The organism is Nocardia heshunensis (assembly GCF_054782115.1).
The window spans coordinates 417,790-442,754 of record NZ_BAAGTC010000007.1; the positions used below are offsets into that span (position 1 = coordinate 417,790).

Genomic DNA, 24,965 nt, shown 5'->3' on the forward strand with positions numbered 1-24,965 from the left:
GGAGCACGGAAATGGGAAAGATCGTCATCAGCACCAACGCCACCCTCGACGGCGTGGTCCAGGACCCGGACGGCCAGGAAGGCTTCGAACTGGGCGGATGGTTCCATCAATCCGCGGGCGGACAGGACCTCCAGGCGTGGGCCGTTCGCGAGACCGAGGAAGCGCTTGGGGCCGATGCGCTACTGCTGGGCAGGCGCAGCAGCGAGTGGTTCGCGTCCCGCATGAGCGAAGGCGCGGAGGTCCGGGTCAGCCCCGAATGGGCGGACAAGATGAACAGCATCCCCAAGTACGTCGTGTCGTCGACGCTCGCGGATCAACCGTGGAACAACACCGTGATCCTCAACGGCGATGCGGCAAAAGAGATTTCGGAGCTGAAGCGGACCGTGGCCGGGGAAATCCTCGTCTACGGCAGCTACCAGCTCATCCGCACACTGATCACACAGAACCTGGCCGACGAATTGCGTCTGGTGGTGTTCCCGGCCGTGCTGGGAAAGGGCACGCGGCTCTTCGACGCGACCACCGCCGAAAAGCCGCTGCGCCTGGTCGACACCCGAAAACTCGGTGACGGCCTACTGTTCCACACCTACGCCTTCGGATAGGCCGAACTGCGCCGGGTCCGTGGCGATCGCGGTAGCGGCGTCGCGGAGCAATCCCGGTGCCAGTCGCCGGTGCACGGCAGACAATCGCGGCCACACGAGCGGGCCCCGTCCCCGCTCGTACTGGATCAGCGTGGTCAGCGACACCTGCTCGGACGCCGTGCGCACCACCAGGTTTCCGACGATCGATCCGGATGCTTCGAGGCGGATCCAATCCGTTCCACCGTCGGCAATTCGCCAACCGGCGACGGTGGAGCGCGATCGTCCGGGCGTCAGTCGCAGCCCGAGCAGCACCTGCCAGATGAACCGCTCGGCGCGGTTCGGGACGTCACCGAACATGGCTCGCGCCCACTGTTCCGGTGACGCTTGGACATTCGTCGACAGCGTGAACTCGTCGGCGTAGTCGACGACCGGCAGCGAGGCCAGTGCGAGGGAGGTTGCAGGGACCGCGGTGGCATGCATGAGCTTCTCCGATCTCCAACGAACACAGTATCGAAACCACTAGTTCCGATACTGAGCGTATCGTATCTCCCGATCGGTCGAAAGCTGTTCTTCCGCACGCGAAAAAGCCCCCGATCAGTGTCTGATCGGGGGCCTGCGGTGCCGTTGCTATTGCTTGAGCAAGGTCGCAACCTGCAGATGCGGCCAGTCGATCGGCTTGCTCGGGTCCGGATTCGGTCCTGCGGGGAATCGCAGCATCGACTGCTGGCTGTACTGCAACTGCAGCAGCTCGGACTGGTCCGGGCCCTGCAGCGTCTCCAGCCAGAAGGTGGAGTGCAGAATGATCGCATCGGCATTGGCCGATACGAAACCGATATTGCGGATATCGCCGGCGCCGGTCCGCACATCGAGGGTGGTCGTGTTGACCACCGTCTGCTCCTTGAGCGCCGCGGTCAGCAGCACCGTGGGGTCCTGCAACGCCCCGTCAGGGATCCCCACCGGGAGCTGAGCGCCCTTCGGCGGGAAGTAGCCGCCACCGAAAGTGAATCCGCTCGGAGTCGAGTCGAGGGCCGGAATGGTCGGCGCCCCAGTAATATCCGGCACCACGGCACCCTGCGCCATGAAGGCGTCACCGTGCGGGATGGTCGCCATCCGGACGATCGTCGGCCCCGCCGCGGGCGCGGTGGTGGCCGGAACGAACAGCCACATCCCCGTCTCCACATGCACCGCCTCATTGGTCTCCGCATCACTGATGTGCTGCAGATAATGCACCCCACGGAAGACGATGTCGTCCTGCGCGCTCCCCCGATTGGGAATCGGTGACCCGATCGCCGTGAACGTCACCGTCTCCCTGGTAGCGGTGAGCTTCAGTCGAAACGGATCCCCGTTGCGCGCAGGCAATTCCACCAAACTGAACCCAGACCCCATCCAGGTCCCCGGCAGATCCCGCAACGGCCCCAGATCCGCGATCGAAATCGCCGTCGGCGCCGCGGCACGAAAAAGCTCGCTCATTCTTCCCCCAAGATTGAAGTGTCCTCCCTCTCAAAGGTTTACCAGCTCCCCCGAAGACACGCCCGCGAATTGTGAGCCGACACGATGCCAGGTCATTGCCAGCGCCCTCGCCGATAGTGCGTGGCAGGTTCGAGGGTTTCACTCGCCGCCGACTCGCTGTTCAACACTTCCCCGGACCCGGTAGGCGGGCGCTTCCAGGGTCGCGCCGACAGCGAGCACGGCGGTGAGCACGGCCAGCACGGCGGTGAAGGGGACGTGCGGGGCCAGTGGCAGCAGCGACAGGATCAAGGTTGCGGTGAGTAGGCGGCGAACCACGACGCCTTCACCGAAGCCGAGGAAGGCGGCGCGGGTCAGGGCACTCGCGGCGAGGAAGAGGATCACTCCGCCGAGAAGGCAGGCGGCCGAGGTGATGTCGAGATGTGCACTGCCACCGGCGACCGCGATACCGAGCGTCGCTCCGGTCAACGCCAGCCCGAGCTGCAGCGGCAGGTGGCCGAACGTGTAGGCGTGCAACAGTTTTCCGCCGCGATTCAGCGCCGCGTGCGCGCCGGGGCGAGTGCCGCCCGCATTGAAGTAGGTCCACCACAGGCAGGCGGTGAGACCGAACGCCGCGATACCGGTCAGTCCCTCTGCAGGTGTCAGCTGCGCGTGCGTCAGCCCGCCGGTGAAGCCGAGCACCGATTCCCCCAGCACCATGATCGTGAAGGCGCCGAACCGTTCCCGTAGATGCTCGGCCTCGTGCGACACCCGGGCGATGGATCGGCCCGCGACCAGGGGCAGCAGGAGTTCGCAGACCATGGCGGCCGTCCACAGCAGGTAACGCGGCGCACCGTGCAGCAGGATCAGACCACCCAGCCATGCCGCGCCACTGAACAGCGAGCCGCGCACATAGGCCAGCAGCACCGGCTGCAACGCGACGTTGCCGCGAGCATCCCAGGCATACAGCGCCGCGACACCCGCACGCGCCCACAGATATCCACCCACGAAGCCCGCCGCCGCGCCCGCCGAGCCGGTCACCCCGTCGGCGCACATCGCCATCGCGATGACCCCCGCCCACCCGGCCATGGCGATGAGCCGATGCGCCGCGGTATCCCGATCGGTGCGGTTGGCCTGCACCGCGTACAGCACCCAGGTCCACCACACCGGCACGAACAGTCCCGATGCCGCGGCAATGGATTCGAGGGTCGGATGCGCTCCGACCAGGCGGGTGAGCTGCCCGATGGCGGCGGCGAAAACCAGGTCCCCGAACAGTTCGAACCAGGTGGCTCGGCGTGGAGCGTTCACCGGCCGAAGAATTCGATCAGGCGGTCGGCCACCGCGTCCGGTTGTTCCTCGGCCAGATAGTGGCCGGTATCGGGGATCTCGTAACAGGTGACATCGGTGGCTCGGGTCGCGAGAGCGTCGGGCAGGTCCGTGTGACCGGTGAAATAGAGGGCAGCTACAGGCATTTCGAGTGAACCGTACTTCATGCCGTCCGCGATGTCCTCGGGGAAGGCCCGGTACCAGCCGGTCGCAGCCCGGATGTTCTCGCGGCGTGAATAGGCCGCGGCATAGATCTCGCGGGCGTGATCGTCGATCGCCGCGGTATTATGCAGGTTACGGCCGCAGAGGTAGTCGACCAGAACCCGCCCCCGGCCCTCGAGGAGTTGCTCAGGAACCTCGGCGACCTGATTGAAGGCGAACCACCAACGATGCCGGGCCCGCTCGCTCGGATGTGGAAGCAGCGGAAAGGAATACAGGGATTCATCCGGGTGAGGCTCCTCCAGTAGCGCCAATCTGCGGACGCTCTCCGGGTGATTGGCGGCCAGGCTGAACGCCACCATCGAACCGATATCGTGTCCCGCCACGAATGCGGAGTCATAACCCAACTGCCGAATCAACTGGTGAATATCCTCGGCCATGGTCTTCTTGTCATAACCGCCCGCAGGCTTGGACGAAGAACCCATGCCCCGAATCTCGACGGTGATCACCCGGAACTGCTGCGCCAGCAACGGCATGATCTTGCGGGCCTGCCACCAGGTTTGCGGCCACCCGGGCAGCAATACGAGCGGCTCCCCCTCACCTCCCGCCACATAGTGCAGGACAACACCGTTCACCTCGGCGTGCGAACTATCGAAATTTCCCGGCAATGACCGTGCCAGCTGCGCATCCGAGCCCAAATTCGTCACCACACAGCGCAGTCTCGCCACCACCCCTGGCAAGTTGCTGGCACGAGGCGCGGGACATCTGTCAATGGTTCGGTGCTGCCCCGGCGGATAGTTTCGAAACGTGGAGATCTCCGGTTTCTGCACGATGTGTAAGTCACGGTGTGGCGCGGTCTACACCGTCGAGCAAGGGCGGATCGTCGGGGTCCGGCCGGACGGAGAGCATCCGACCGGTAAATCCATGTGCCCCAAAGGCCGATCCGCCGCCGAGATCGCACACAATTCACGCCGGCTCACCCGGCCGCTGCGGCGGACCAGGCCGAAAGGTGATCCCGATCCGGGCTGGGAACCCATCGGGTGGGACGAGGCCCTGAACGAGATCGCCGCCCGGCTCACCACCATCGCGGCCGAGAGCGGCCCGGAAAGCGTCGCGTTCGCCCTGGCGACACCCTCGGGCACCGGCGTGGCTGACGGCATGGAGTGGATCCAGCGCTTCGTCTACGGGTTCGGCAGCCCGAACGTCGTGTTCAGCACCGAGATCTGCAACTGGCACAAGGACGTCGCACACTCCTTCACCTTCGGGACCGGGCTGCCGGTGCCGGACTATGCCAACACCGATCTCGCTGTCCTGTGGGGGTTCAACCCGGCCAAGACCTGGCTGTCGCAGTCCACCGCGCTGGCCGAGGCACAGGCTCGCGGCGCCCGGCTCGCGGTCATCGATCCGCGACACTCCACCAGCGCGCGAGGTGCGGATCACTGGCTGCGTGTGCGACCGGGCACCGATGCCGCGCTCGCTCTCGGACTGGCCGGTCAGCTACTCGATACCGGTGGATTCGACGAGCAGTTCGTGCGGGCGTGGAGCAATGCCCCGCTACTGGTGCGTGCGGACACCGGACGTTTCTTGCGGGCCGAAGAGATCTGGCCGGATCTGACCGGGTACGTCGCCTGGGATGAAATCGATTGCGCGCCAGTGCCGTACGACACTCGATTCCCTGCCGGTGCACCCCAACGTTTCGCGTTGTCCGGCGCACGCCGCATCGCGACCCGGGCCGGTTTCGTCATGTGCGCGCCCGCGTTCGAGCATTACGCGCGGGCCTGCCGCGAATGGCCGGTGGAACGGGTGGCGCGCGAGACCTGGATCGAGCCGGACCGGATCACGGCGCTCGCGAACGAGATCGCCGCGGCCGAGTCGGTCTCCTACTACGGCTGGACCGGGATCGGTCAGCACGCGAACGCGGCGCAGACGGATCGAGCCATCGCGACCCTGTTCGCGCTGACCGGTTCGTTCGATGCGCCCGGCGGCAATGTGGTGCTACCGGCCCAACCCGCGAACAACATCGCTAATCGCGCCGCGTTGCTCGCGCCGCAGCAGATCGAGAAGGCCCTCGGCCTGGCCGAGCGCCCGCTGGGGCCCGCCGCGAGCGGCTGGGTGACGGCGCGCGACCTGTGCCGTTCGGTACTGGATCACGACCCGTATCGGGTTCGCGCACTGATCGGCTTCGGATCCAATCTGCTTGTTTCCCAGCCTGATTCGGCGCGAACGGCGCAGGCGTTGGCCCAGCTGGAGTTTCAGGTTCACATCGACCTGTTCGACAACCCCACTGCCCGCTACGCCGACATTCTGCTCCCGGCCGATAGCCCGTGGGAACGGGAGTCACTGCGTATCGGGTTCGAGGTCGATCACCGCGCCCAGGAGCATGTGCAGCTGCGCACCCGCGTGGTCGAGCGGGCCGGGGAATCGCGCTCCGACACCGAGGTGGTCTTCGACCTCGCCACCCACATGGGGATGAGCGAGCTGTTCTTCGGCGGTGATGTCGAGGCCGGATGGGACCACCAGTTGCGGCCGCTCGGCCTGACCGTCGATCGGTTGCGCGAGCAGCCCGGCGGGGTGCGGGTGCAACTGCCGCAGGAGTATCGCAAGTACACCACCATAGGCTTCGCGACCCCGACCCGCCGTGTCGAGTTCTACAGCGAACGACTTGCCGCGCACGGCTATTCGCCGGTACCCGAATTCACCGCTCCCATCGCGCCTGACTCCTCCTTCCCCTTGGTGCTGACCTGCGCGAAGAATGGCTACTTCCGGCACAGCCAGGACCGCCAGATCACCTCCCTGCGCCGCCGCTCCCCCGATCCGCGGCTGGATCTCAGCGCCGAGGCCGCCGCCGAGCGTGGGATCTCGGATGGACAGCGGGTCGCACTCGCCACCCGGAACGGAAGCGTGGGCATGCGGGCGCGGATCGACGCAACCCTGCACCCGGGCGTCGTGGTCGCCGAATACGGTTGGTGGCAGGGCGCTCCCGATCTGGGCCTACCCGCCCTGGACCCGCTCACCGCCGCCGGGAGCAACTTCAACCTGCTGATCGATGACGAGCGCATCGACCCGCTCTCGGGCTCGATTCCCTTGCGCTCGTTCATCTGTGAGGTCACCCCCGCGCCCGCAGACCACACCTGGCAGGGCACCCGCACCTTCAGCGTCGCGGCGGCCGATGCCATCAGCCCCGGCATCCGAGCCCTGCACCTGGTGCCCGAAGACGGCGAGCCGCTGCCGGATTATCGTGCCGGACAGCACCTTACGGTTCGATCGGTCCGGGAGGCTTGCACGCGCAGTTACTCGCTCACCGGCCCCGCGCACGTCGACGGCCGCGAGAGCTACCGGCTGGCCGTGCGCCGAATCCCGGACGGGGTCTTCTCCGGATATGTCCACGAGACCTTGACGGTGGGCGATCGGCTCGAAATCGGCAATCCGGCGGGTGCGTTCGTCATCCCGGTCGATTCCGACGCCCCGGTCGTCCTGATCGCCTGCGGCATCGGCATCACACCGTTCCTGTCCTATCTCGAGACCCTCGCGGCGACCGGCGGCACCGTTCCAGAAGTGGTGCTGCACTACGGTGTCCGCAGTTCCGCCGACCACCCGTTCCGGGATCGCCTGCGCGAGTTGGCCACCGCGATCGGCCCGCGGCTGCGCATCGTCACGCACTATTCGAAGCCTCTGGAGAAGGACATGCTCGGCCAGGACTTCGACATCCACGGCAGGCTCACCGCCGCCGACATCGATCCAGGTCTGCTCGCCCGCCGCGCCCGCTGCTATCTCTGCGGCCCCGCACCCATGCTCACCGCGCTCACCGCCGACCTCCGCGCCCGCGGAGTCCCCAAGTGGGAGATCTTCTCCGAACGCTTCACCGCCCCCGAACCGATCGCCCCACGGCCAGGCAAGGCCCGCCACACCGTCCGCTTCCGCCGCTCCGATCGCGAACTCGTCTGGACCGACGAGGACGGCACCGTCCTACAGCTAGCCGAACGCGCCGGCCTCGACCTCCCCAGCGGCTGCCGCGTCGGCCAATGCGAAAGCTGCCTGGTCCGCGTCCACACCGGCAAGGTCGGCCACCACGTCGACACCGAACACCTGGACGAGGACTCCTGCCTCACCTGCCAAGCCATCCCCACCACCGATCTCGAACTCGACGCCTGAACTTGCGTCGCCAGTGATACACCCGCAGTCGTGGCAGCGAACGGTGCGTACGCCGTCACTCGACGGTGGAGGCGGCGGTCAGGGCCCGTAATTGGCCCAGCGACTCGCGAACGGCGCCGCGTAGGTCGCCCTCCTCGTCGGTCTTGATCCATCGTTCGAAAGCGACTCGATAGACGGCGACACCGGTCTCCGCGGCCAGATTGGCCTCGGGTGCGCCGACGCCGCGCCGACGCAAGCCCTCGGCCAGGGCGGCCGAGATCGACGCCAGTTTGATCAGCTCACGCTCGCGGAGCTCGGCATTGGCCGCGATCACCGTTTGCCGCCGCCGCGCGAAATCGCGGTCGCCGCCGATCATTTCGACCACCGCGTCGAGTGCGTGGGCAATGGCGTCCAGCGTCGGCATCGACTCCGGCACCGTCTCCAGGGCGGTGAGCGCCTGCTCCTCCAGCGCCGACGATCCGTCGAAGAGCACCTCGCGCTTGTCGGCGAAGTGGCGGAAGAAGGTGCGGGCGGTGACTCCGGCGCGCTCGGCGATGTCGGCCACCATCGTCTGCTCGAAGCCGCGTTCCAGATACAGCGCGAGTGCCGCCTCGCGTAATCGGCCGCCGGCCCCGGGTTCCCACCGTCCCATGCCGCGAGTCTACCGGCAGTGATGTCACTCGATGACACCAGGCATGTCATCAGGTGACATCACCGTGCTAGTGTGATGTCACCTAATGACATCAACGTCTCGTGGGGTTCGCAATGACGATGAAACGCATTCAGTACCACCGCTACGGCGGTCCGGAGGTCATGCGACTGGAGGACTTCGAGCCGTCGCGGCCCGGTGCCGGCGAAGTCCTGATCCGCGTCCGCGCAGCGGCGGCCAACCCGATGGATTGGAAAATCCGAAGTGGGCAAATGAGATTGGTGACCGGCCGCCGCTTCCCCCGCGGCATGGGCCATGACTTCGCGGGCGTCGTCGAGGCGGTCGGCGAGGGGGTCACCAGGCTCGAGATCGGCGACGAAGTGCTCGGCGCGGCGCCGATCGGGACTCCGGGGGCCTTCGCCGAGATGGCCCTCGCCAACGAGCGGGGCGTCGTGGCCAAACCCGCGGAACTCTCCTTCGAAGCCGCCGCGGCGATCCCGACCGTCGGTGTGACCGCCTATCAGGCGCTCATCGGCAAGGCGAATCTGCAAGCGGGACAAGCCATCTTCGTCCACGGCTGCCTCGGCGGCGTAGGCCGGGCCGCAGTCCAGCTCGCCCTGGCACACGGCGCGACGGTCGGCGGAAGTTGCCGCGCCACCGCCGCGCAGGATGCGCGCGACCTCGGCGTCGACCCGATCGTCGCATTCGATTTCGACCCCGCCCCGCTGCGCGGACGCTTCGACCTCGTATTCGACACCGCCGGTACGCTTTCCGCCAAGGTGGCGCGGACGCTCCTGAAGCCCGGCGGCCGCATCATCGACATCAACCCCACGCCGGTGAAATTCGCGCGCAGCGCACTACCGGGACCCTTCCGGGTCATGATCACCCAACCGGTCACCGCGGATCTCGAAGCGGTCGCACGGGCCGCCGGTCAGGGCGCGCTGCGACTGCCGATCGCGCGCACGGTGTCACTCGCGGCCGCGATCCCGGCGCTGACCGAACTCGAACAAGTCGGCACCTTCCCGGGCGGCAAGCTCATCATCACAACGGAACAGGGGCAATGACGATGGACACCGAGGTCTGGATTCTCGGAGGAACCGGCCGCAGCGCACGCGCAATCGCGACGGCGCTGATCGATCGGGGCATCTCCCCCGTCCTGGTCGGCCGCGACGCCACCCGCCTGGCGGCGGCCGTCGCGCGAATCGGCCAGGGCCGCACCGTGATCGCCGATTCGATCGAGATGATGGCGGCCGAAATCCGGCGGCAGCAACCGGCCGTCGTCATCAACACCGTCGGGCCTTTTACCGAGACGGCACCGCCGATTGTGGCCGCCTGCCTGCCGGGCAGCCACTACATCGACCTGGCCAACGATGTGGCCGCCGTATCCGCCCTACTCGGTATGACCGAGGCGGCCGCCGCAACCGGCCGCACGCTGGTGACGGGTGCCGGGTTCGGAGTGACGGCCACCGAGAGTGTCGTCGTCAAGCTGTGCGAAGGCCGTCCCACTCCGTCCATGGTCCGGGTCGACATGGTCCCCGCGGTCGAGATCGAGCCGGGACCGATCGGCGACGCCCTCGCCGGAACTCTGCTCGACGGTCTGCCGGGTGTAGAGGGCGGCGGACGCTACCAGGGACGCCGCTACGCGGGCGGGCGTCTGGTGTCGGCGCGCATCGGCGGCGACCCCGAACACCTCACGCTGCCCGACGGTTCCGAAGCCACGACCGCGAGCGTCCCCCTCGGTGAACTGATCGCGGCCCAACGGGCCAGCGGTGCTGCCGCAGTGACCGCCGCGTCGAGCGAAGCGCCGTCATCCCGGATCATCCGCGTGATCCTGCCGTTGGCAACCTCGCTACTGTCCATCGCCCCGATCCGCGCCTTCGCCAAGAAACGCCTCGCGCGCGTAGAAGTCAAGGGCCGCAAGCCACCTCGCGAACACTCCTGGGGCCACGCACACCTGCGTTGGCCCGACGGCACCACCCGCGAAGGCTGGCTACGCGTCGGCGCGGCCAACACCTACACCGGCGCCGTCCCCGCCGAAATCGCCCGCCGCCTCCTCGCCGGCGATGGCAAACCCGGCGCCCACACCCCGGCAGCACTCTTCGGCTCAACCCTCGCCGAAGCCTGCGGAGGCGTGTACCTCATCGCCGAATAGTCCAGCGGCCGTTGCAGGTCCCGTTCAGGCGCGGGGCCCAGCCATCGGGGTCAGCGCCGCGGTCTGGATTCATCGAGAGGGAGCGAACGGTGTATCCAACCGTGCCACCACGGGTGGGCTACACCCTCACCGAATCCGGACACGCACTACGCGAATTGGTCCACGGCATGTGCGACTGGACCCACCGCTACCTCCACGACCTCGACGCCGCCCGCACCCGCTTCGACGGGCTCGCATAACCCCTTCGGTCAGCGATCGGTGATGATCGATCCGGAATGGGTCGAGGCTTGCTCGGCCGCTGGGCTCGAACGAAGAAGGGCTCCCCCTGATTACAGGGGGAGCCCTTCTTCTTGGTGTCCGGAGGGGGACTTGAACCCCCACGCCCTAATACGGGCACTAGCACCTCAAGCTAGCGCGTCTGCCATTCCGCCACCCGGACCGGTGGTGCTCAGCAAGGTTATCGGATCCGACCGCCTGGACCAAATCGGCCGTTGTCCTGCGTGTTTGCCGAGCAAACGGAGGCGGTGGGAGTGGTTGCCGCCGGGTCGATTTCGCGACCCGGCAGGCCACCCCCCGATCCTTAGACCTTCAGTGCCTCCAGCAGCGCGGCGCGCTGCCGGGAACCCAGGCCGCCGATGCGACGGTCCGCGGGGATCTCGGCCTCGTCCATCAGCTTGGCCGCCTTCACCGGGCCGATGCCCGGCAGCGCCTTGATGACCGCCGCCACCTTCGTCTTCTTGACCAAGTCTTCCGCGTCGGCGCGCTTGAGCACGTCGGCGAGGCTGACCGACCCCTTCTTGACCTGCGCGATCAGTTCCGAGCGGGCCTTACGAACCGCGGCGGCCTTGGCCAGCGCCTCGGAGCGTTGTTCGGGGGTCATGGTGGGCAGAGCCATATGTCCTTACCTTTCACTCGTTCGCTGGTATTTCGCCGACGATTCAACAGGACACCGGCGTCTCTGCAAGTACGACACACCGCGTGGACGTGGCCGACACGTCGAGCGACCGGCGAAATTCGGATATCAGCACCCGTTCGCGGGCACTTCGGGCACCGGTCACATGACCAGGTGTTTGCTGGGATGGCTTAGCTGGCAAATACGGGACACCGGCGACGCCATCGGTACTACGGTATGCCCGAACATCACACGGCACCGGCGAGAGGCGGGGCAGATGAAGGGGTCGTATTCGTACGCCGAGCCGGCTGCGACCGCACCTCCCCTGGCGGAGCAATACGACAGCGCAGACCCCGTGACCTGGAACGGAGCCCAGGTCTACCCCCTGCATTCGGAGAGCATCGGCGTCTCCCCCACGACCGTCCGACTAGCGCTGCGCACTGCCGCCCCACGGCCCGGCGTGCGCAGCCTCGGCATCGGGCTCGCAGTGGACCGCGGGCACGTGTTGCTGGACGGCCGCCAGCTCAGGGGGGTTGACGTGTGGAGCGATGCCATGACCGGCGGCATCGAGCTCGAGATCCATCCCACCGAGGCCGACGCCGCCATCACGCTGACACCCGTCTGGGTGGACGAGAGCGACAGCATCGTGTCCTGGACCGGCAATTACGGGTTGCTCGTCACCCGCGAGCCCACCCGGACCGTGTTGCATTGCAGCACCGGCGTCGGCCCGCCCGATTTCGGCGAGCTCGTGGTCGAACTGACCCTCGCGCTCACCCCGCCCCCGCCCGAACCGCCGACCGAGGCGAGCCGCTATCAGCACGCGCTCTACGAGCTCGGGGTGGCGATGCAGAGTCGCGGGGAGGAGGACCAGGCGTGCCAACTATGGACGCAGGCAGCCGAATTCGGTCATCTGGCGGCTGCCTACGACCTGGGTGTGGTCCGCTACCGGCGCGGTGACTACTCCGAGGCCGAGCACTGGTGGCGCACCGCCGCCTCGCACGGCGACCCGCGGGCGATGGCGGGTCTCGCCGAACTCCTCACCCGCCGCGGCAATGCCAGTGAAGCAAGGGTCTGGCGGGCAGCCAGCGCGGCCGAATCTCAGCCTGGTATGTGACTCAACTCACATACCCTTGGGCCGGATTTCCGGGTCCAGCCCTGATTGCCGGACGGTCGCGCCCATCTACAGTGGCGGTCGATCGCGGTCGACACCCCCACCGCGCACGACCCACGAGGAAACGCACGCATGATGAAGTCCGCGCGATGGACGGCCGTCGCGGCCGCCGCGCTCGCCGTAACCCTGTTGTCCGGTTGCTCGGATGTCGAGAAAGCCCTCAACAAGGGCGGCGACACCAAGTGCAGCGACTACCTCGCCCAGAACGCCGACACCCAGCGCGTCACCATCACCAAATTCATCAAGCAGCAAACCGGCAAGGACAACGAGCCCCCCGGCACTCAGGTGGACCTCTCCATGGCCGCCGTCCAAAGCCTCTGCCAAGTCCAGGCCAACAAGGACACCCCCATCAAGAACGCCAACCTCCTCGGCATCCTCCACTAGCCCTCAATCCTCCCCGGGCACACCCCATTTCGCCTGCTCCAGCCCCGATTTCCCTTTCCCCCAACCCCTCCGCTAATCTTGTCCAGCATCACCGGTCCGGGTGGCGGAATGGCAGACGCGCTAGCTTGAGGTGCTAGTGCCCGTATTAGGGCGTGGGGGTTCAAGTCCCCCTCCGGACACAGTCACTACGCACACGGGTGGTCGTGGAGAAGCTTCAGCCACGACCACCCGTGTTTCGTGGTTATAGGTCAGTTTCAGGCCCAACTGCCGATACACCTCGAGCTTGTCGTTCGGGTCGGCGTTCTTGAGGATCGTGACCATGCCTCCGAGCGAATCCACCAGAAGGCGAATCTCCTCGCGTGTCAATCGGTATTCGACTACGGATTGTGCTTCCAGAGTGGCGATTCGAGCCACGGCTGCTTCGCGCTCGCGTTGCACATCGAGCGACCATGCGGCGATGAGTGCGGGGTCGGCGCCGGCTTCAAGAGCAGCACGGTGGCGGGCCAACTTCCGATCACATTCGAGCAGGGTCTCCCGTGACGTATCCAGTGCGGGCGTATTGCGTTGTGTCTGCGCCGCTTCGAGCTGAGAGAGCGAGTGTTCGATGTGGTCGGGGTGGAAGACCTCGGCCAGCCAGAGATCGACCGGACCGGCGAGTTGATCCTCGCGCAGGTAGACGGTGAGCGGGTGGTCGAGCTTGTTGGCGATGGCGTACTCGGATGGGTACCTGCATCGGTAGTGCGCTTTGCCGTGGTTCCAATTGCCCTGCATCCGGCGCCCGCAGTCGTCGTGAGTGAGCAAACCCTTGTAGGCGTAGGGGTGTTCGCGGCGCACTGTGGTGCGGCCGGTCGATTTCGGACCACGACTGGCAAGTCGAAGAGTGACCTGCTCGAAGGTGTCTTTGCTGATCAGCGGCTCGTGTGCGATCTGGTCGGAGAACACCCAGTCCTGCTTGGCATTCCACGTCAGGTGGGTTTCGTGGCCGAGCGCGACGTCGTCGACGTCGATGAGCAGTTCCTGCTTGCGCTGCTTGTTCCACACCTCGTGGCCGGTGTAGCGCGGATTGCCCAGGATCGCGCGGACCGCGCTCTTGGACCAGGCCACCCCGTCACGATGCGTATTGCGCTTCCGGTCGTAGGCGGAGGGGCATTGGATTCCAGCGTCGGTGAGGCGCTGCGCGATGGCGAATATCCCGATCCCGGAAAGGCAGTCGCTGAAGATCTGTTGGACTACCGGGGCCGTGACGGGGTCGGGCGCGAGCCGGTGCAGTCGTTTCCCGTCGGCGGCTTTCCCTGGATTTGGGTGTGGTCCAACATCTTCGAGGCAGTACCCGTACGGGGGGCGCCCTCCGAGGTAGCGGCCTTCGACCTGAGCTTGGGCGGCCATGGCTGCTCGAACACGGATCTTGATGCGGTTACGTTCACCCTTGGACATGCCGCCGAAGACCGACATGATCAAGTCGTGGGCTTCCGATTCCGGATCGATCGGGCCGCCGACTTCAGGGACCCACAGCGGCACGCCGTAGTGCACGAAGACCGGGAACGTGAGCCCGAACTGGTTGCCGTAGAAGGCACGTTGTGGTTCACCGATGACGACCGCATCGAAGCCTCGGTCGGGAGACTTCAGGAGCTCGAGAAGCCTGGCTGCTTCTGGTCGCCGCTTCCACGGGATTGCACGGCTCTGCCCGATGTCGAAGAACTCGGCGACGACCTCGCCGTGGCGGCTGACCAAACCTTCCGCCCGCCCGAGTTGCCAGTTCTTCGAAGCAACGGGGTCCTGCTGGTCCTCGGTCGAGACGCGACCGAGGAACGCGAATCGTGCACTCATCACGCGGCTCTCCGATCGCTCGAAGGATCGCCGGCCTTGGCTGCCTGCCGGATCACCCGCAGAAGTCGAGCCGCGGCGAGAGGGGTGAGCGTCGGCGGATGATCAGGCACAACCACAGCGACATCATCAGTCGCCGAATCCAGTTCGTTCGTCTCCCTATGCGGCTGCTTGGCAGCCATCCGTGGTGGATCGTGGCGTCGTGGCGTTGAGTGACTGGCCATCAATGCTCCTCATCGAGAATCGGATTCGACCGGGACGGCGTTCGGCGCAATGGGGTCTATCAACGCGTCGTTCGCGCGGGGCTGTCAAGTCGCCTCCAGGAGGGATGACGACGATCCGCGCCCTGCGATCCGTGTGCTCCTTGGTAGCCCCAGCGAAGGCGGATTCCTGTGTTCGGGTCATCCGTGTACTGCACGGAGACCCCCCGTTTGCGACATCCGATCTGGAGATTTCACGACCCTAGCTTCGCTCGTCGATCGCTTTCCGGATCATGCTTCGGGCCGCCTCGCCGTAGGCGGCCTGGCTCGCAAGTAGATCGAACAACCTGCCGTGCAGGTCAATTTCTCGCGGCTGAGTGATCGTCAGTTCGGCCGTCACGGTCTCGACGAGCACCAACCTGTTGTCGTACAAGATGAAGCCGTTCGTCATCGGAGCCTCGTACAGTGCCGCCCGTGGCAGCACCCCCAGCTGAACGCGCGGCAGTACCATCGCCGTCAGCAGCCGATCCAGCTGTTCGATCATCACCGAGTCATCGCGTGCAGTCGTGTACAGCGCCTTCTCTCCGATCAGGAACGAGAAGCGGCGCTTACCCCGGTACAAGACCTGTTGCCGCTCCAGCCGGGCGGCTACGCCCTCCTCGAGGTCGTTCGGAATCCCGTAGAAGTCGATCACCTTCCCGAGAATCCATTCGACATAGTCCGGCGTCTGCAACAGCCCGGGGATGATCGTCGGCTCGAACAGCCGCATGACCTCGGTCCCACCCTCGATGTGGGACACCATCCGCTGACGCCGCTTCGTGCCCGTGCCGAGCAGTCTGCGGTACTCCATGTACGCCACCTGGATGTTCCGCAGCGAGGCAACCAGATCCGGGAACTGATCAGCACCGCCGGTAAGCCTGCACCAGATCCGTAGATCGGCCTCCGATGGCGTCTGCTTGCCGTACTCGATCTTCGAGACCTTAGATTCATGCCAACCGGCCTGATCGGCGAGCTTGCGCCCGGTCAGCCCAGCATCACGGCGAAGCTCCCGGAGACGTACCCCGAGAGCTTCCCGTTGTTCGTGCGCAGCGCCGCCATGGGTCACTGCGTATCGACTTCACGGAAGTCGTTGTAGGGCACCGCCAGCCCCCACACGTAATCCCTCACCTCCCGGCAGATGGCGGCAATCCGCGGGTCCGTGGTGACGGTCCCGCCGAGGAAGTGGCCAGCCGCGTCGAAGGTGGTGAACGACACGGTCGCGTCGTCCAGCAGCCACCAGTCATCGGCGGTCAGGTGGAGCGAGTCGGCCAAATGCCTTGGCAGGTACCGAACCTGCTCTCCGGCGTCTACGTTGCGCTGGGTGATCTCCAGCATCCAATGCTGGTAGTCGCTCAGGGGCACCGTGACAACCCGAGCGCGGCGAACGAGCACGCCTCGGGCGGTGATCTCGCCGATGAGGTCGCCCCATTCCTGGAACCAGGCGAAGTCGTCCTCCGGCCCTCCTCCGAGCCAGTTGCGGAACACCGCGTCGCCTTCGGGTGACTCGTAGTCGTCCAGCAGCTCCAGGTGGAACGCCTCCGTCTTGCTGCCCCTGATCAGGCTGTTGAGGCCGTCGCTGTCAAGCAGCTGCACCGAAATACTTCCTTTCGCAACGCGGGACGATGATCGCCGTCTCGTCGTCCGCCATCTCTAGCCGAGCGGTGTCAGCAGGATCAGTGACGGGTTCGCCGTCAAGGGTGAACGTGCCCCGCCCGGTGTCGGTCAGCGTGGCACCGATGAACTCGCGAGCGTCGGCGAATCCCAGTAGCACATGAGGAATTTCGACCGTTCCCTCGGCGCGGGTCACCCAGCCCACAATCAAGAACGAGCCCGGATCAGCCTCGTAGAGGGCCGGGCAGCCGTTGTTGGGTGATCCGTTGCGGCCCAGCAGTCGTAATGACTCAATCATGATCAGTCCTAAGCCTTCTCGATGAATTGTGCGTGGGCATTCAACCCACAGAAGCCATGGTCCCTCGTTTGCGTGGGTTCCGGGCCAGAACAGACCTCACTAAGCAAGTTGGAGCAAGGTGGTAGATCTCGTCCCACCTGGGTCTCTAGCTTTGGCTCAGGCGCTCAGGGGCGGCTGACTACCCCGCCTCTGAGTTGCCCTACCAACGGCGACAGGGGCGGTCGTGACCGATGAACCAGACGCGGCGGCAGCACCGCGCGTACGGCTCTACCAGTTCCCTGGTGGTGTATTCGAACTCCAAAGCGCCGGAGACGACTCCGAGGACTACGAGGGGTTCTACCTCCAGCACCACGACTTCCTTGCGCTCGACGGCCACGAAGACAGAGGGGCGGTAATGCGTTACAAGCCAACGGCTCTCGGATACGTTCGGACAGACGTGTCCGGGGTCAGCCAGCAGTGGGATGAGACGGAGATCCGCCGGCTTGCAGCGAGGTACGGGTACGACTTCGCGGACATGGTTCTTTATGACCCGGCTTCGGGGCGTCCACCGCTGGCTCGGCTGAAGGCCCAGGCGACCCGGTTGAATGCGGAAGCGGTGTTCGTGCCGTCGCTGGAGCACTTCGAGGAAGGGGAAGTGCCTGGCGCCCTGGTGCAGAAGCTCGACGTCGTCACCGTTCATCCTGAATCGACATACGCGCGGCGGGCGATGCCTCCACTCCGGGACCTGCCGCTCACGAGGAAGGCGAACGAGGCGTAGCCGTGCAGAAGAACAATGCGGTGTTCTGGACGGAGCAGATTGGCGAATCGCTTGCGGCGATCGCCGGCCTGATGGGGATAGGTGCAGCGTTCGCGGTCACCACACGGTACGTCTTCGCTGAGCTGATCCCAGACCATATCGAACAGTTTCGAATCGGCATGGGGTCCGGAGATCCCAAGAGCAGCGCCTAAACCACTCTGATGCTCGGCAACACAGAGAGGGGGCGGTCAATACAAGCATCGACTCAAGACAACCTAATGCGTTGCTCCACAACGCATATGAACGAATACCCTCGGCCAGCCGCAACCGTGCCAAGGGATTCTGATCCTGGTGACGAACCCCCGGGAGAACCCCCAACCGTAGGAGAGGGCTGGGGGTTCTCCACTTGGAACCGACAAAGCCCCGCTACACCGACCTCGATTTCATGGCACTGGCCGATCGGCACATCGAATCTGCGAACGGACAACTCGGGATCGGACACGACACGCTGCTATCCGACGCGCGGGACCGAGCACTCGTCGATGCCATCGCGTTCATCAAGGGACGCCTGGCAGACCCTGGCTCTGAACTAGTTTGGGGTGACGAATAGCAGAAACCCTGAAACGCCCAGGCGTCCTGACCCCCATGGAGGCTGGCTTATGGCCGAGGTCGAGGCATGTGTTCAAACCCTGCTCGTCCGTGACGGCCAAGTCCTCCTAATGCGGCGCCGCAACACGCGCGTTGGCAACGGATGCTGGGCAGCGCCGGGAGGATGCATCGAGGCCGGCGAAGACTTCGTCACCGCGGCTAACCGCGAAACCCGTGAGGAAGTCGGAGTCGAACCGCAACTGACCGATGCGGATCTCGCCGGGGTCGTGTCGTTGGATTCATCGCACGACGGCGGCGCTCGCGACGTCTACACCTACCTTGCCAGTTCGTGGACCGGGCATCCTCAGATCAAAGAGCCAGGTCTGTGCTCAGCATTGGAATGGTTCCCCGTCCAGGCCCTTCCAGTCATGACATGGATAGCACTGTGATCGCCCTCGCCTCATTCGATGGGGAGAGGCTGCGTTAGCTGGAATGTCCAGCGCACGAGCGGGTTGCGAGTTTGACGGAGTCTGACGGTGATGCTCACACATCTTGTCGTGCGACGATGCACCCAATTGTCTCGGCCGACGCGTCGGGCGGTACGCCCTCTAGCGCAGCATCGAGCAACTCGTAGAGCCTGTCGAGCGGCACGATGTTGGCAGCCCAACGGTCGTAGGACTCGAACTCGCGCAGTCCATCGGGGTGGAACGTGCCGGTTCCCCGCGAATGGAAATTCTCAATCGATTTATCTGAGGCGACCAGGATCAGCGACGCGTCTGGGCTCCTCTCTGCATAGGCGTCGAGCTGTGACTTTTGTGAGGGCTCTCGCCAGTGGAATGCCGCTCGTACCTTCACCTCGATCACTGCGATCGCGTGTTCAGCGGTCCCGGCCTCGAAGCCTACGACGTCGGCGTGATCGGGCATCCCGAGGTAGAAGTCCAGGTCACGATGACCTGTCAACGCCTCCGCTAAATCTGGCGACTCACGCAAAGCACCCCACAGCAACGACTCGATGGCGCGTTCGTCGCACCGTCCCGGTTTGTCGCGGGCGAATCTGAGCGCCGCGCGCAATGCTGTGGTCGCCGGTTTCGATCCCATAGATACTTCCCCGCCAGAGTTGGGCTACGGGTGTCGCCCTACATGCGCGATTTGTACCAGACGCCAGTGACATGAATCGTCAACGTACACAAAACAATCCATGATCACTTGCGGATGCGACCGGGTGCGCAGACTTCCTGGTTTGATTCGTGAGCCGTCTCACGCTTCTCGGCGGAGGTGCAGTTGCACAGCGGATCTGTCTCAAAACGGTGGCCAATTGGCCATCGAGTGGCCAATCATTTTGAGACCCTACAGATGGTCAAGCGGCCCATTTGTCGCGATTGAACTCCCCAGCCGCCGCGCCAGATACAAACGCGCTCCACTCGTCCGAGGTGAATTGCAGACCAGGTCCGACGGGCGAACGAAGTTCGATACCGCCCAGGTCTTGAGCCTGGATGGCGGGTTGAGTGGCTACGACCAAGTTGCCCACGACAACGGTTATGAACAGGTTCCACTGCTCGGCTGTCACGGTGATGATCGGTTCGGCGAGCGGATCGTTCAGAGGATCGCGACGGTATTTGCTATCCCGGATGAAGACTTGGACTCCATCGCTCGCGACCTCGACGCAGTTGCCGCCGGTGTTGCCGCTGTACCTGGATTTCCGCCATACGAGCGGGCGGGTGGTCATCGCTGCTCCATCAGTTGTTGTCGATGAAAGAGATTCGTGCGGCAATCATGTCGGCCGACTGCCCAGCCGAAAGTGCTGCGGTGCACAGTCGTTCGGCTGCCAGCTTGTACCAGCACAGCACGCTAAGCGGCCTCAGCGGGCGTTGAAGCAGCTGGTAGTAGGCCGTAGTCGCAGACCTCCGTCAGGGTCGACTAAACCGATTGCCCCGCAGCATCTCTGGCTGCATGCGAAGATCGAGTTTCAGGTGGGAGGTCATGGTGGAAGTCACGGTTCAAATCGAGGGCAATGGCGACACGGACGCTCTGAGGATGCTGTGGGATTGGTTGATCGTCGAACCGGACCTCCAGGGTTACCTCAACCTGGCACAGGCCCCACCCCGCGATGGGCAGATGGGTGCGGTCACCGAGAGCTTGAGTGTGATTCTCGGCCAGGGTGGTGCTGTCGCGGCCGGATTCACCGCCTTTTCCACGGTATTGATCGCCTGGATTCGCCGCCAAACCGGCTCTGTCACAGTGAAAGTGACCAGAAGCGACGGTTCTGGGTTCGAGTACACAGCCTCAAACACCGACCGAATGTCCGAATCCGAGGTCACCGCGTTAACAGCGACCCTGACCGGCATGCTGGCCCCAGCCCAGCTCGAGCAACCGAACCGTGATGAGCAGTGAGAAGCCACGCCCGCTGGCATTGAGCTCGCCCGGCACGAGAGTTCTGCTGGTCGGAACGGGCACCCATGCCGCCGGGTCCATCTTGCCCGACATACCCTCCGTCGCAAGGACACTCGCTGCCCTCGAAGCGGTCTTGATCGAGCGCTGCGGTGTCGATGCGTCGGCGGTTCGTACGATCGTGGATCCCGCGGGGCGCGACGAGGTCGTGCGTGCATTAACGGCCGAGTCGTTGCAGGCCAGCGACATTCTGTTGGTCTACTTCGTCGGTCATGGGCTGGTCGACCAGGATCTGTACTTGGCCACGGCCGCTACAGACGACCGTTGGCAGACGTTGGTCGCTACATCGGTGGCCTTTCGCGACGTGCGTCAGGTCCTCAAGAACCGCAAAGCCAACTCAACCATAGTGATCCTGGACTGCTGTTACGCGGGCCGAGCACAGAGTCCGATTACCCCCGCGGCCGCCGATGCGTTCGGGCGAGTTTGGCTCGGCGGAACATATCTACTCACTGCGGCATCAGGCTCCGAGCAAGCCATGGCCCCACCCGGCGAGCAGTACACCGCATTTTCTGGGGAGCTGATCTCGCTGCTGCGACATGGAGACCGCACTGCGCTCCCTCAGATCACTCTCGAAGCGGTTTATGCACTGCTGCGTCGTCGGCTGCTCGAACGCGGTCTTCCTGGGCCTCAACGGCATTTGAGTGGCCAAGCTGGGCAGCTGATCCTCGCCGACAATCCGAGCAGCATCGCAGTAACGCCGACACGTTCCCCGACCGCACTCGGTACTGCCGGTGATGCAGACCATCCGTGTCCCTACCGCGGATTGGAGTCCTATACCGAAGATGACACCCGCTATTTTTTTGGCCGCGGCCAGACCCTGGCTGATCTGCTTGCACACATCGATGCGCTCGACGAGGTGGGTGGACCAGTGCTGGTGTCCGGACTTTCCGGTGTCGGCAAATCCTCTCTGCTGCAGGCTGGTCTGGTTCCCGCCGTCGCACGAGGCGAACTGACTGCGTCTGGATCTAACCAATGGCTGCGCGCCGTGATTCGGCCACGTGAATACCCGCTCAGCGAACTGGCGACCGTTCTCTCGCCTCTCACCGAAGACCCAGCCGAGGTGGTCCGCGAGAATCTGCAGCGCGCCCCCGAATATGCAGCGGCTACTGCCGCCGGCCACCTTGGCTTGAGCCCTGCTGCGGGTGGACTGTTGCTGATCGTCGACCAGTTCGAGGAGGTGTTCACAAACTGCCGCGACGAATTCGAACGGCGTGCTTTCATAACGGCACTGTGTGAGCTCAGCACATGGCCGGTGCTGGTAGTGCTGGCGATCCGCGCCGACTTCGTCCCCTACTGCCACCCCTACACCGCACTACGCGAGTCGATTCAGCACCGCCAGTTCCTGGTGGCACCTATGACCGAGCACCAACTTCGTTCTGCGATTGCTGATCCCGCGCAGGCAGTCGGCCTGCAACTCGAGCACGGACTCGTCGATCGGCTACTGCAAGACCTCAACGCTCTCGTCTCGCCTGGTCACAACGCCGACCAATCTTCCCGCCAGCCCAACGGACCCAAACTCGGATCCCCGGCAGGCAATCTCCCCCTGCTGTCGTTCTCGTTACAGCTGACTTGGGAGTATCGCGACCAAAACATGCTGACCCTGGCTGGCTACCAGCGAACCGGCGGAGTCTGGGACGCGGTCGCCACGCGCGCGCAAGCCGCATTCTCCCAGCTCGATACTGCCGCCAAAGCGGCCGCCCGTACGATGTTCATGCGCATGGTCCAGGTCAGCTTCGACGCCGAGGACACCCGCCGCACCCTGACAGTTGCGGAACTCATGTGCGGGCCAGATCCAGCGAGCATGCACCGCGCGCTCACGGTGTTCGCGTCCAGCCGTTTGGTCACCGTCGATGGCGACACTGCCCAGATCGCTCACGACGCGCTGCTGAAAGCCTGGCCACAATTGCGCACCTGGATCACCGAGGACTGGCTCGGCATCCTTGAGCGCCAACGCCTGTCCATCGACTCTGAGGACTGGGCTCAGCGCGGGCGCGAGAAATCGATGCTCTACCGTGGTGCGCGCCTGACCATCGCCGAACAAGCCGCGCGTGCCGTCGCAGTCTCAGCCACCGCCGCCGGTTTCCTCGACGCCGCCCGCCGCGACCGTACACGCAACCGGTGGATCAGTGTCGGCTTGCGTAGCGCCCTGGTGTTGCTCACCGTCGTTGCGCTCGTCGTCGCCTTCGTTGCCGTGCGCGCCCAGCAGCGGGCCAATACGATTGCAGCGGAGAATGTCGCCGCCCGACTCATCGGGGATGCCCAACAACAGTTCGGATCAGGCGATGCTGGCAGCCAACGCCGCGCGGTCCTCGAAACACTCGCCGCGAACAAATTGGCACCGCAGGTCAGTGACGCCGGTGTCCTCGCCGCGCAATTTCGAACGCAGTTCGTCACGAGGATCCTCGACCTCGATGCCCGTGCAATATGCGGGACCGCGGTGAGCCCTGATGGGCGCTGGGTAGTCACCGGCGACGTACGTAGCGAAGTCCGGCTGTGGGACACCACGACTGGTCAAGCCCATACGATGCCGCCGACCAACACCGTCGTCAACTGCGAACTCGCCGTGAGCGCGGATGGCCATCGGGTGGTCGTCAATGGAGGCCTCGGACATCCCGTACGCCTGTGGGACACGACCACCGATGCGATTCGAGCCCTGCCCAACACAGAAATCTCGATGGCGGACCAGGTCACGATCACCCCCGACGGTCGCTGGGTCCTCGCCGTCAACGGCGGTGACTGGCCAGAACTCTGGGATACCACGACCAACACCACCACCAGGGCGCCCGTCACAGACACACCTGTCTGGCCTCGAACGGCAAGCATCAGCCCCGACGGTCGGTGGGTCGCCTTTGGCACCGCGGGTGGCGGGATCGAACTGTGGGACGTCGCCGCCAACGTAATTCGAACCAGCCCTCACACCGCCATCATCGGCAATTCAGCGCAAGACATCACCGCCATCGCCGTCAACGGAAATGGACTCTGGGTCGCGGCCGGCGATACGAGCGGTGCCGTGTGCATGTGGGACGTGGCCTCCAACTCGATTCGCTCGATGGCAAATCCCGGCAAGGCCGAAATCAGCGGAATAGCTGTGAGTGCCGATGGGCAACGGGTCGCTATCGGTGACAAAACCGCCGACCTCCGCGAATGGAACACTCAGTCAGACACCAGCATTGCACTTCCCGCGGTGGAAAACGCGAACCGCAGTCCTCAGCCGGTAGTTGTCTTCGGCTCCGACCAGCGCATCATCTCGTCCGACGACGATGGAATCGTCAGAGCATGGCCGGCGGAGGCGCCCTCAACGTCCATCGCGGACGGCCTAACCCCGAGAAACACACAATGGGACATCGCGTCGAACGGCCAATGGGTGGCCATACGCGACGCGAGTTCGGACATCCGTCTATGGAATTCTGCGACGGGAACGACCCGCACTATAACCCGACCGGATTTCGGAATCATGGGTTCGACCACAGTCAGTGACGATGGCAAATGGCTTGCCGCAACAACTGGGACCTATCCACATCCACAGTTGATCAATTTGTGGAGCACCACATCAGAGATACACCTCGTCATGCCGACATCACTCGAGTACGGCGATATCCGCCTCGCCATCAGCGGTGACGGACGTCAAATAGCGGTCGGGACAAACGACAGCAGCGGAGAAATCCAGATATGGAATACATCCTCCGACACAGTACGGATGCTGGCTAGACCAGGCGGCTATCTGCCCGTTGACGGCTCCCACGCGATCGACAGCGTCGGAATCAGCCGTGACGGTCGCTGGGTCGCAGCGGGTGAAAACGGCGGTGCTGTCTATCTCTGGGATCTATGGACCAATGCCGAAATGGTCATGCCAACCCCCGGTACTGCCTCAATCGATGGGCTTGCCATCTCCCCGGACGGGCGCTGGGTCGCTTCCGGCGACTTCGCCGGGACTGTCCGATTATGGGACACCTCCACCCATGCTGTGCGCACCATGTCGACCGCTGGACTGCCGGATACGGGCGGATACAACGCACCCTACATAGCAGTCAGTGACGACGGACAATGGATCGCTGCCGAGGTCGGCGGGAGCATACGAATGTGGAGCACCGATCCGAACCAGACTGTTGCAGTTCCGGTTTCATGGGTCGGCCCGAGTCCCGATGTCATGGCCGCTTTCGATAGCAAGGCCAAATCGCTTGTACTGGCATCCAATACGGGCAAAGTCAGATCCATTCCCATCATTCCAGACGGCGCCAAGAAGATGTGTTCCATTCTCACGAACCCGATCACCCTCACCGAGTGGGAAAGCTGGGTATCGCGGACATCCGACCCAGTCCCACTATGTTGAGCC

The 24,965-nt window shown here is 64.8% G+C and carries 23 protein-coding genes, 2 tRNA genes and 1 pseudogene; 13 read left to right on the plus strand and 13 right to left on the minus strand.

The annotated features are described in order from the left end of the window. Positions 1-11: 11 nt before the first annotated feature. Positions 12-599, plus strand: coding sequence for a dihydrofolate reductase family protein (locus ACYVN4_RS25015; protein ID WP_460724425.1), 588 nt, complete (start codon positions 12-14; stop codon positions 597-599). On the opposite strand, the gene ACYVN4_RS25020 is transcribed toward ACYVN4_RS25015, so the two are convergent. From ACYVN4_RS25020 to ACYVN4_RS25035, 4 genes are all read right to left on the minus strand, one after another. Next, on the minus strand, positions 570-1,058 hold the full coding sequence (locus ACYVN4_RS25020) for a hypothetical protein (RefSeq protein WP_460724426.1): 489 nt from the start codon (positions 1,056-1,058) through the stop codon (positions 570-572). The two genes, ACYVN4_RS25015 and ACYVN4_RS25020, sit on opposite strands and share 30 nt — an antisense overlap. A 147-nt stretch (positions 1,059-1,205) precedes the next feature. Further along, a complete protein-coding gene (locus ACYVN4_RS25025; RefSeq protein ID WP_460724427.1) occupies positions 1,206-2,048 on the minus strand; it encodes a heme-binding protein in 843 nt (280 codons plus the stop codon). A gap of 138 nt (positions 2,049-2,186) precedes the next feature. Next, positions 2,187-3,332, minus strand: a complete 1,146-nt coding sequence (locus ACYVN4_RS25030) for a low temperature requirement protein A (protein ID WP_460724428.1) — start codon at positions 3,330-3,332, stop codon at positions 2,187-2,189. Next, the gene (locus ACYVN4_RS25035; protein ID WP_460724429.1) at positions 3,329-4,339 is read right to left on the minus strand and encodes an alpha/beta fold hydrolase; all 1,011 of its coding nucleotides are present in this window, start codon (positions 4,337-4,339) and stop codon (positions 3,329-3,331) included. Before ACYVN4_RS25035 ends, ACYVN4_RS25030 begins: the two co-directional genes overlap by 4 nt. Before the next feature lies 1 nt (position 4,340). Here ACYVN4_RS25035 and ACYVN4_RS25040 point away from each other — a divergent pair, with 1 nt between their 5' ends. Next, positions 4,341-7,661, plus strand: coding sequence for a molybdopterin-dependent oxidoreductase (locus ACYVN4_RS25040; RefSeq protein ID WP_460724430.1), 3,321 nt, complete (start codon positions 4,341-4,343; stop codon positions 7,659-7,661). A gap of 55 nt (positions 7,662-7,716) precedes the next feature. Here ACYVN4_RS25040 and ACYVN4_RS25045 read toward each other — a convergent pair whose 3' ends face one another. Continuing rightward, on the minus strand, positions 7,717-8,292 hold the full coding sequence (locus ACYVN4_RS25045) for a TetR family transcriptional regulator (RefSeq protein ID WP_460724431.1): 576 nt from the start codon (positions 8,290-8,292) through the stop codon (positions 7,717-7,719). Positions 8,293-8,411: 119 nt separating this feature from the next. Between ACYVN4_RS25045 and ACYVN4_RS25050 the strand changes: the two genes are divergently transcribed. The 3 genes from ACYVN4_RS25050 to ACYVN4_RS25060 all read left to right on the plus strand — a co-directional run bounded on the left by ACYVN4_RS25050 (position 8,412) and on the right by ACYVN4_RS25060 (position 10,680). Then, the gene (locus ACYVN4_RS25050; protein ID WP_460724432.1) at positions 8,412-9,353 is read left to right on the plus strand and encodes an NADP-dependent oxidoreductase; all 942 of its coding nucleotides are present in this window, start codon (positions 8,412-8,414) and stop codon (positions 9,351-9,353) included. Continuing rightward, positions 9,350-10,441: a saccharopine dehydrogenase family protein gene (locus ACYVN4_RS25055; RefSeq protein ID WP_460724433.1), complete on the plus strand. Its 1,092-nt coding sequence runs from the start codon at positions 9,350-9,352 to the stop codon at positions 10,439-10,441. Before ACYVN4_RS25050 ends, ACYVN4_RS25055 begins: the two co-directional genes overlap by 4 nt. Positions 10,442-10,530: 89 nt before the next feature. Then, a complete protein-coding gene (locus ACYVN4_RS25060) occupies positions 10,531-10,680 on the plus strand; it encodes a winged helix-turn-helix transcriptional regulator (RefSeq protein WP_460724434.1) in 150 nt (49 codons plus the stop codon). Positions 10,681-10,792: 112 nt separating this feature from the next. On the opposite strand, the gene ACYVN4_RS25065 is transcribed toward ACYVN4_RS25060, so the two are convergent. Together ACYVN4_RS25065 and mihF are read right to left on the minus strand one after the other, a co-directional pair. Then, positions 10,793-10,880 (minus strand) — tRNA-Leu (locus tag ACYVN4_RS25065). 141 nt (positions 10,881-11,021) lie between these two features. Beyond that, positions 11,022-11,336: an integration host factor, actinobacterial type gene (gene mihF / locus ACYVN4_RS25070; protein WP_379352161.1), complete on the minus strand. Its 315-nt coding sequence runs from the start codon at positions 11,334-11,336 to the stop codon at positions 11,022-11,024. Between the two features lie 352 nt (positions 11,337-11,688). On the opposite strand from mihF, the gene ACYVN4_RS25075 reads away from it, so the two are divergent. The 3 genes from ACYVN4_RS25075 (at position 11,689) to ACYVN4_RS25085 (ending at position 13,067) form a co-directional block, all read left to right on the plus strand. Beyond that, positions 11,689-12,447 carry a tetratricopeptide repeat protein gene (locus ACYVN4_RS25075; protein WP_460724435.1) on the plus strand — a complete coding sequence of 253 codons (759 nt, stop codon included), beginning with the start codon at positions 11,689-11,691 and terminating at the stop codon, positions 12,445-12,447. A gap of 129 nt (positions 12,448-12,576) precedes the next feature. Next, the gene (locus tag ACYVN4_RS25080; protein ID WP_379352159.1) at positions 12,577-12,888 is read left to right on the plus strand and encodes a hypothetical protein; all 312 of its coding nucleotides are present in this window, start codon (positions 12,577-12,579) and stop codon (positions 12,886-12,888) included. A 94-nt stretch (positions 12,889-12,982) separates the two neighbouring features. Continuing rightward, positions 12,983-13,067 (plus strand) — tRNA-Leu (locus ACYVN4_RS25085). Between the two features lie 745 nt (positions 13,068-13,812). Here the strand turns inward: ACYVN4_RS25085 and ACYVN4_RS25090 are convergent. The 4 genes and pseudogenes from ACYVN4_RS25090 to ACYVN4_RS25105 form a co-directional block, all read right to left on the minus strand. Next, positions 13,813-14,715: pseudogene (locus ACYVN4_RS25090) on the minus strand (recombinase family protein); the annotation flags it as partial. 459 nt (positions 14,716-15,174) lie between these two features. Then, on the minus strand, positions 15,175-16,017 hold the full coding sequence (locus tag ACYVN4_RS25095; protein WP_460724436.1) for a helix-turn-helix domain-containing protein: 843 nt from the start codon (positions 16,015-16,017) through the stop codon (positions 15,175-15,177). After that, positions 16,014-16,544 (minus strand): DUF6879 family protein, encoded by a 531-nt coding sequence (locus ACYVN4_RS25100; protein WP_460724437.1) that lies wholly within the window; start codon positions 16,542-16,544, stop codon positions 16,014-16,016. Before ACYVN4_RS25100 ends, ACYVN4_RS25095 begins: the two co-directional genes overlap by 4 nt. Further along, on the minus strand, positions 16,531-16,860 hold the full coding sequence (locus tag ACYVN4_RS25105; RefSeq protein WP_460724438.1) for a hypothetical protein: 330 nt from the start codon (positions 16,858-16,860) through the stop codon (positions 16,531-16,533). Before ACYVN4_RS25105 ends, ACYVN4_RS25100 begins: the two co-directional genes overlap by 14 nt. A 223-nt stretch (positions 16,861-17,083) precedes the next feature. Between ACYVN4_RS25105 and ACYVN4_RS25110 the strand changes: the two genes are divergently transcribed. The 3 genes from ACYVN4_RS25110 (at position 17,084) to ACYVN4_RS25120 (ending at position 18,633) form a co-directional block, all read left to right on the plus strand. Next, a complete protein-coding gene (locus ACYVN4_RS25110; RefSeq protein ID WP_460724439.1) occupies positions 17,084-17,617 on the plus strand; it encodes a hypothetical protein in 534 nt (177 codons plus the stop codon). Positions 17,618-17,619: 2 nt separating this feature from the next. Further along, the gene (locus tag ACYVN4_RS25115) at positions 17,620-17,808 is read left to right on the plus strand and encodes a hypothetical protein (RefSeq protein WP_460724440.1); all 189 of its coding nucleotides are present in this window, start codon (positions 17,620-17,622) and stop codon (positions 17,806-17,808) included. 447 nt (positions 17,809-18,255) lie between these two features. Then, a complete protein-coding gene (locus ACYVN4_RS25120; RefSeq protein ID WP_460724441.1) occupies positions 18,256-18,633 on the plus strand; it encodes an NUDIX domain-containing protein in 378 nt (125 codons plus the stop codon). A 94-nt stretch (positions 18,634-18,727) separates the two neighbouring features. On the opposite strand, the gene ACYVN4_RS25125 is transcribed toward ACYVN4_RS25120, so the two are convergent. Together ACYVN4_RS25125 and ACYVN4_RS25130 are read right to left on the minus strand one after the other, a co-directional pair. Beyond that, positions 18,728-19,282 (minus strand): hypothetical protein, encoded by a 555-nt coding sequence (locus ACYVN4_RS25125; protein ID WP_460724442.1) that lies wholly within the window; start codon positions 19,280-19,282, stop codon positions 18,728-18,730. A gap of 259 nt (positions 19,283-19,541) precedes the next feature. Beyond that, entirely contained in the window at positions 19,542-19,910 is a 369-nt protein-coding gene (locus tag ACYVN4_RS25130) for a DUF397 domain-containing protein (protein ID WP_460724443.1), read from the minus strand. Positions 19,911-20,164: 254 nt separating this feature from the next. On the opposite strand from ACYVN4_RS25130, the gene ACYVN4_RS25135 reads away from it, so the two are divergent. Further along, positions 20,165-20,575: an effector-associated constant component EACC1 gene (locus ACYVN4_RS25135; RefSeq protein ID WP_460724444.1), complete on the plus strand. Its 411-nt coding sequence runs from the start codon at positions 20,165-20,167 to the stop codon at positions 20,573-20,575. Then, the gene (locus tag ACYVN4_RS25140; RefSeq protein ID WP_460724445.1) at positions 20,565-24,962 is read left to right on the plus strand and encodes a caspase, EACC1-associated type; all 4,398 of its coding nucleotides are present in this window, start codon (positions 20,565-20,567) and stop codon (positions 24,960-24,962) included. The genes ACYVN4_RS25135 and ACYVN4_RS25140 overlap by 11 nt, the downstream gene beginning before the upstream one ends. Positions 24,963-24,965 lie beyond the last annotated feature (3 nt).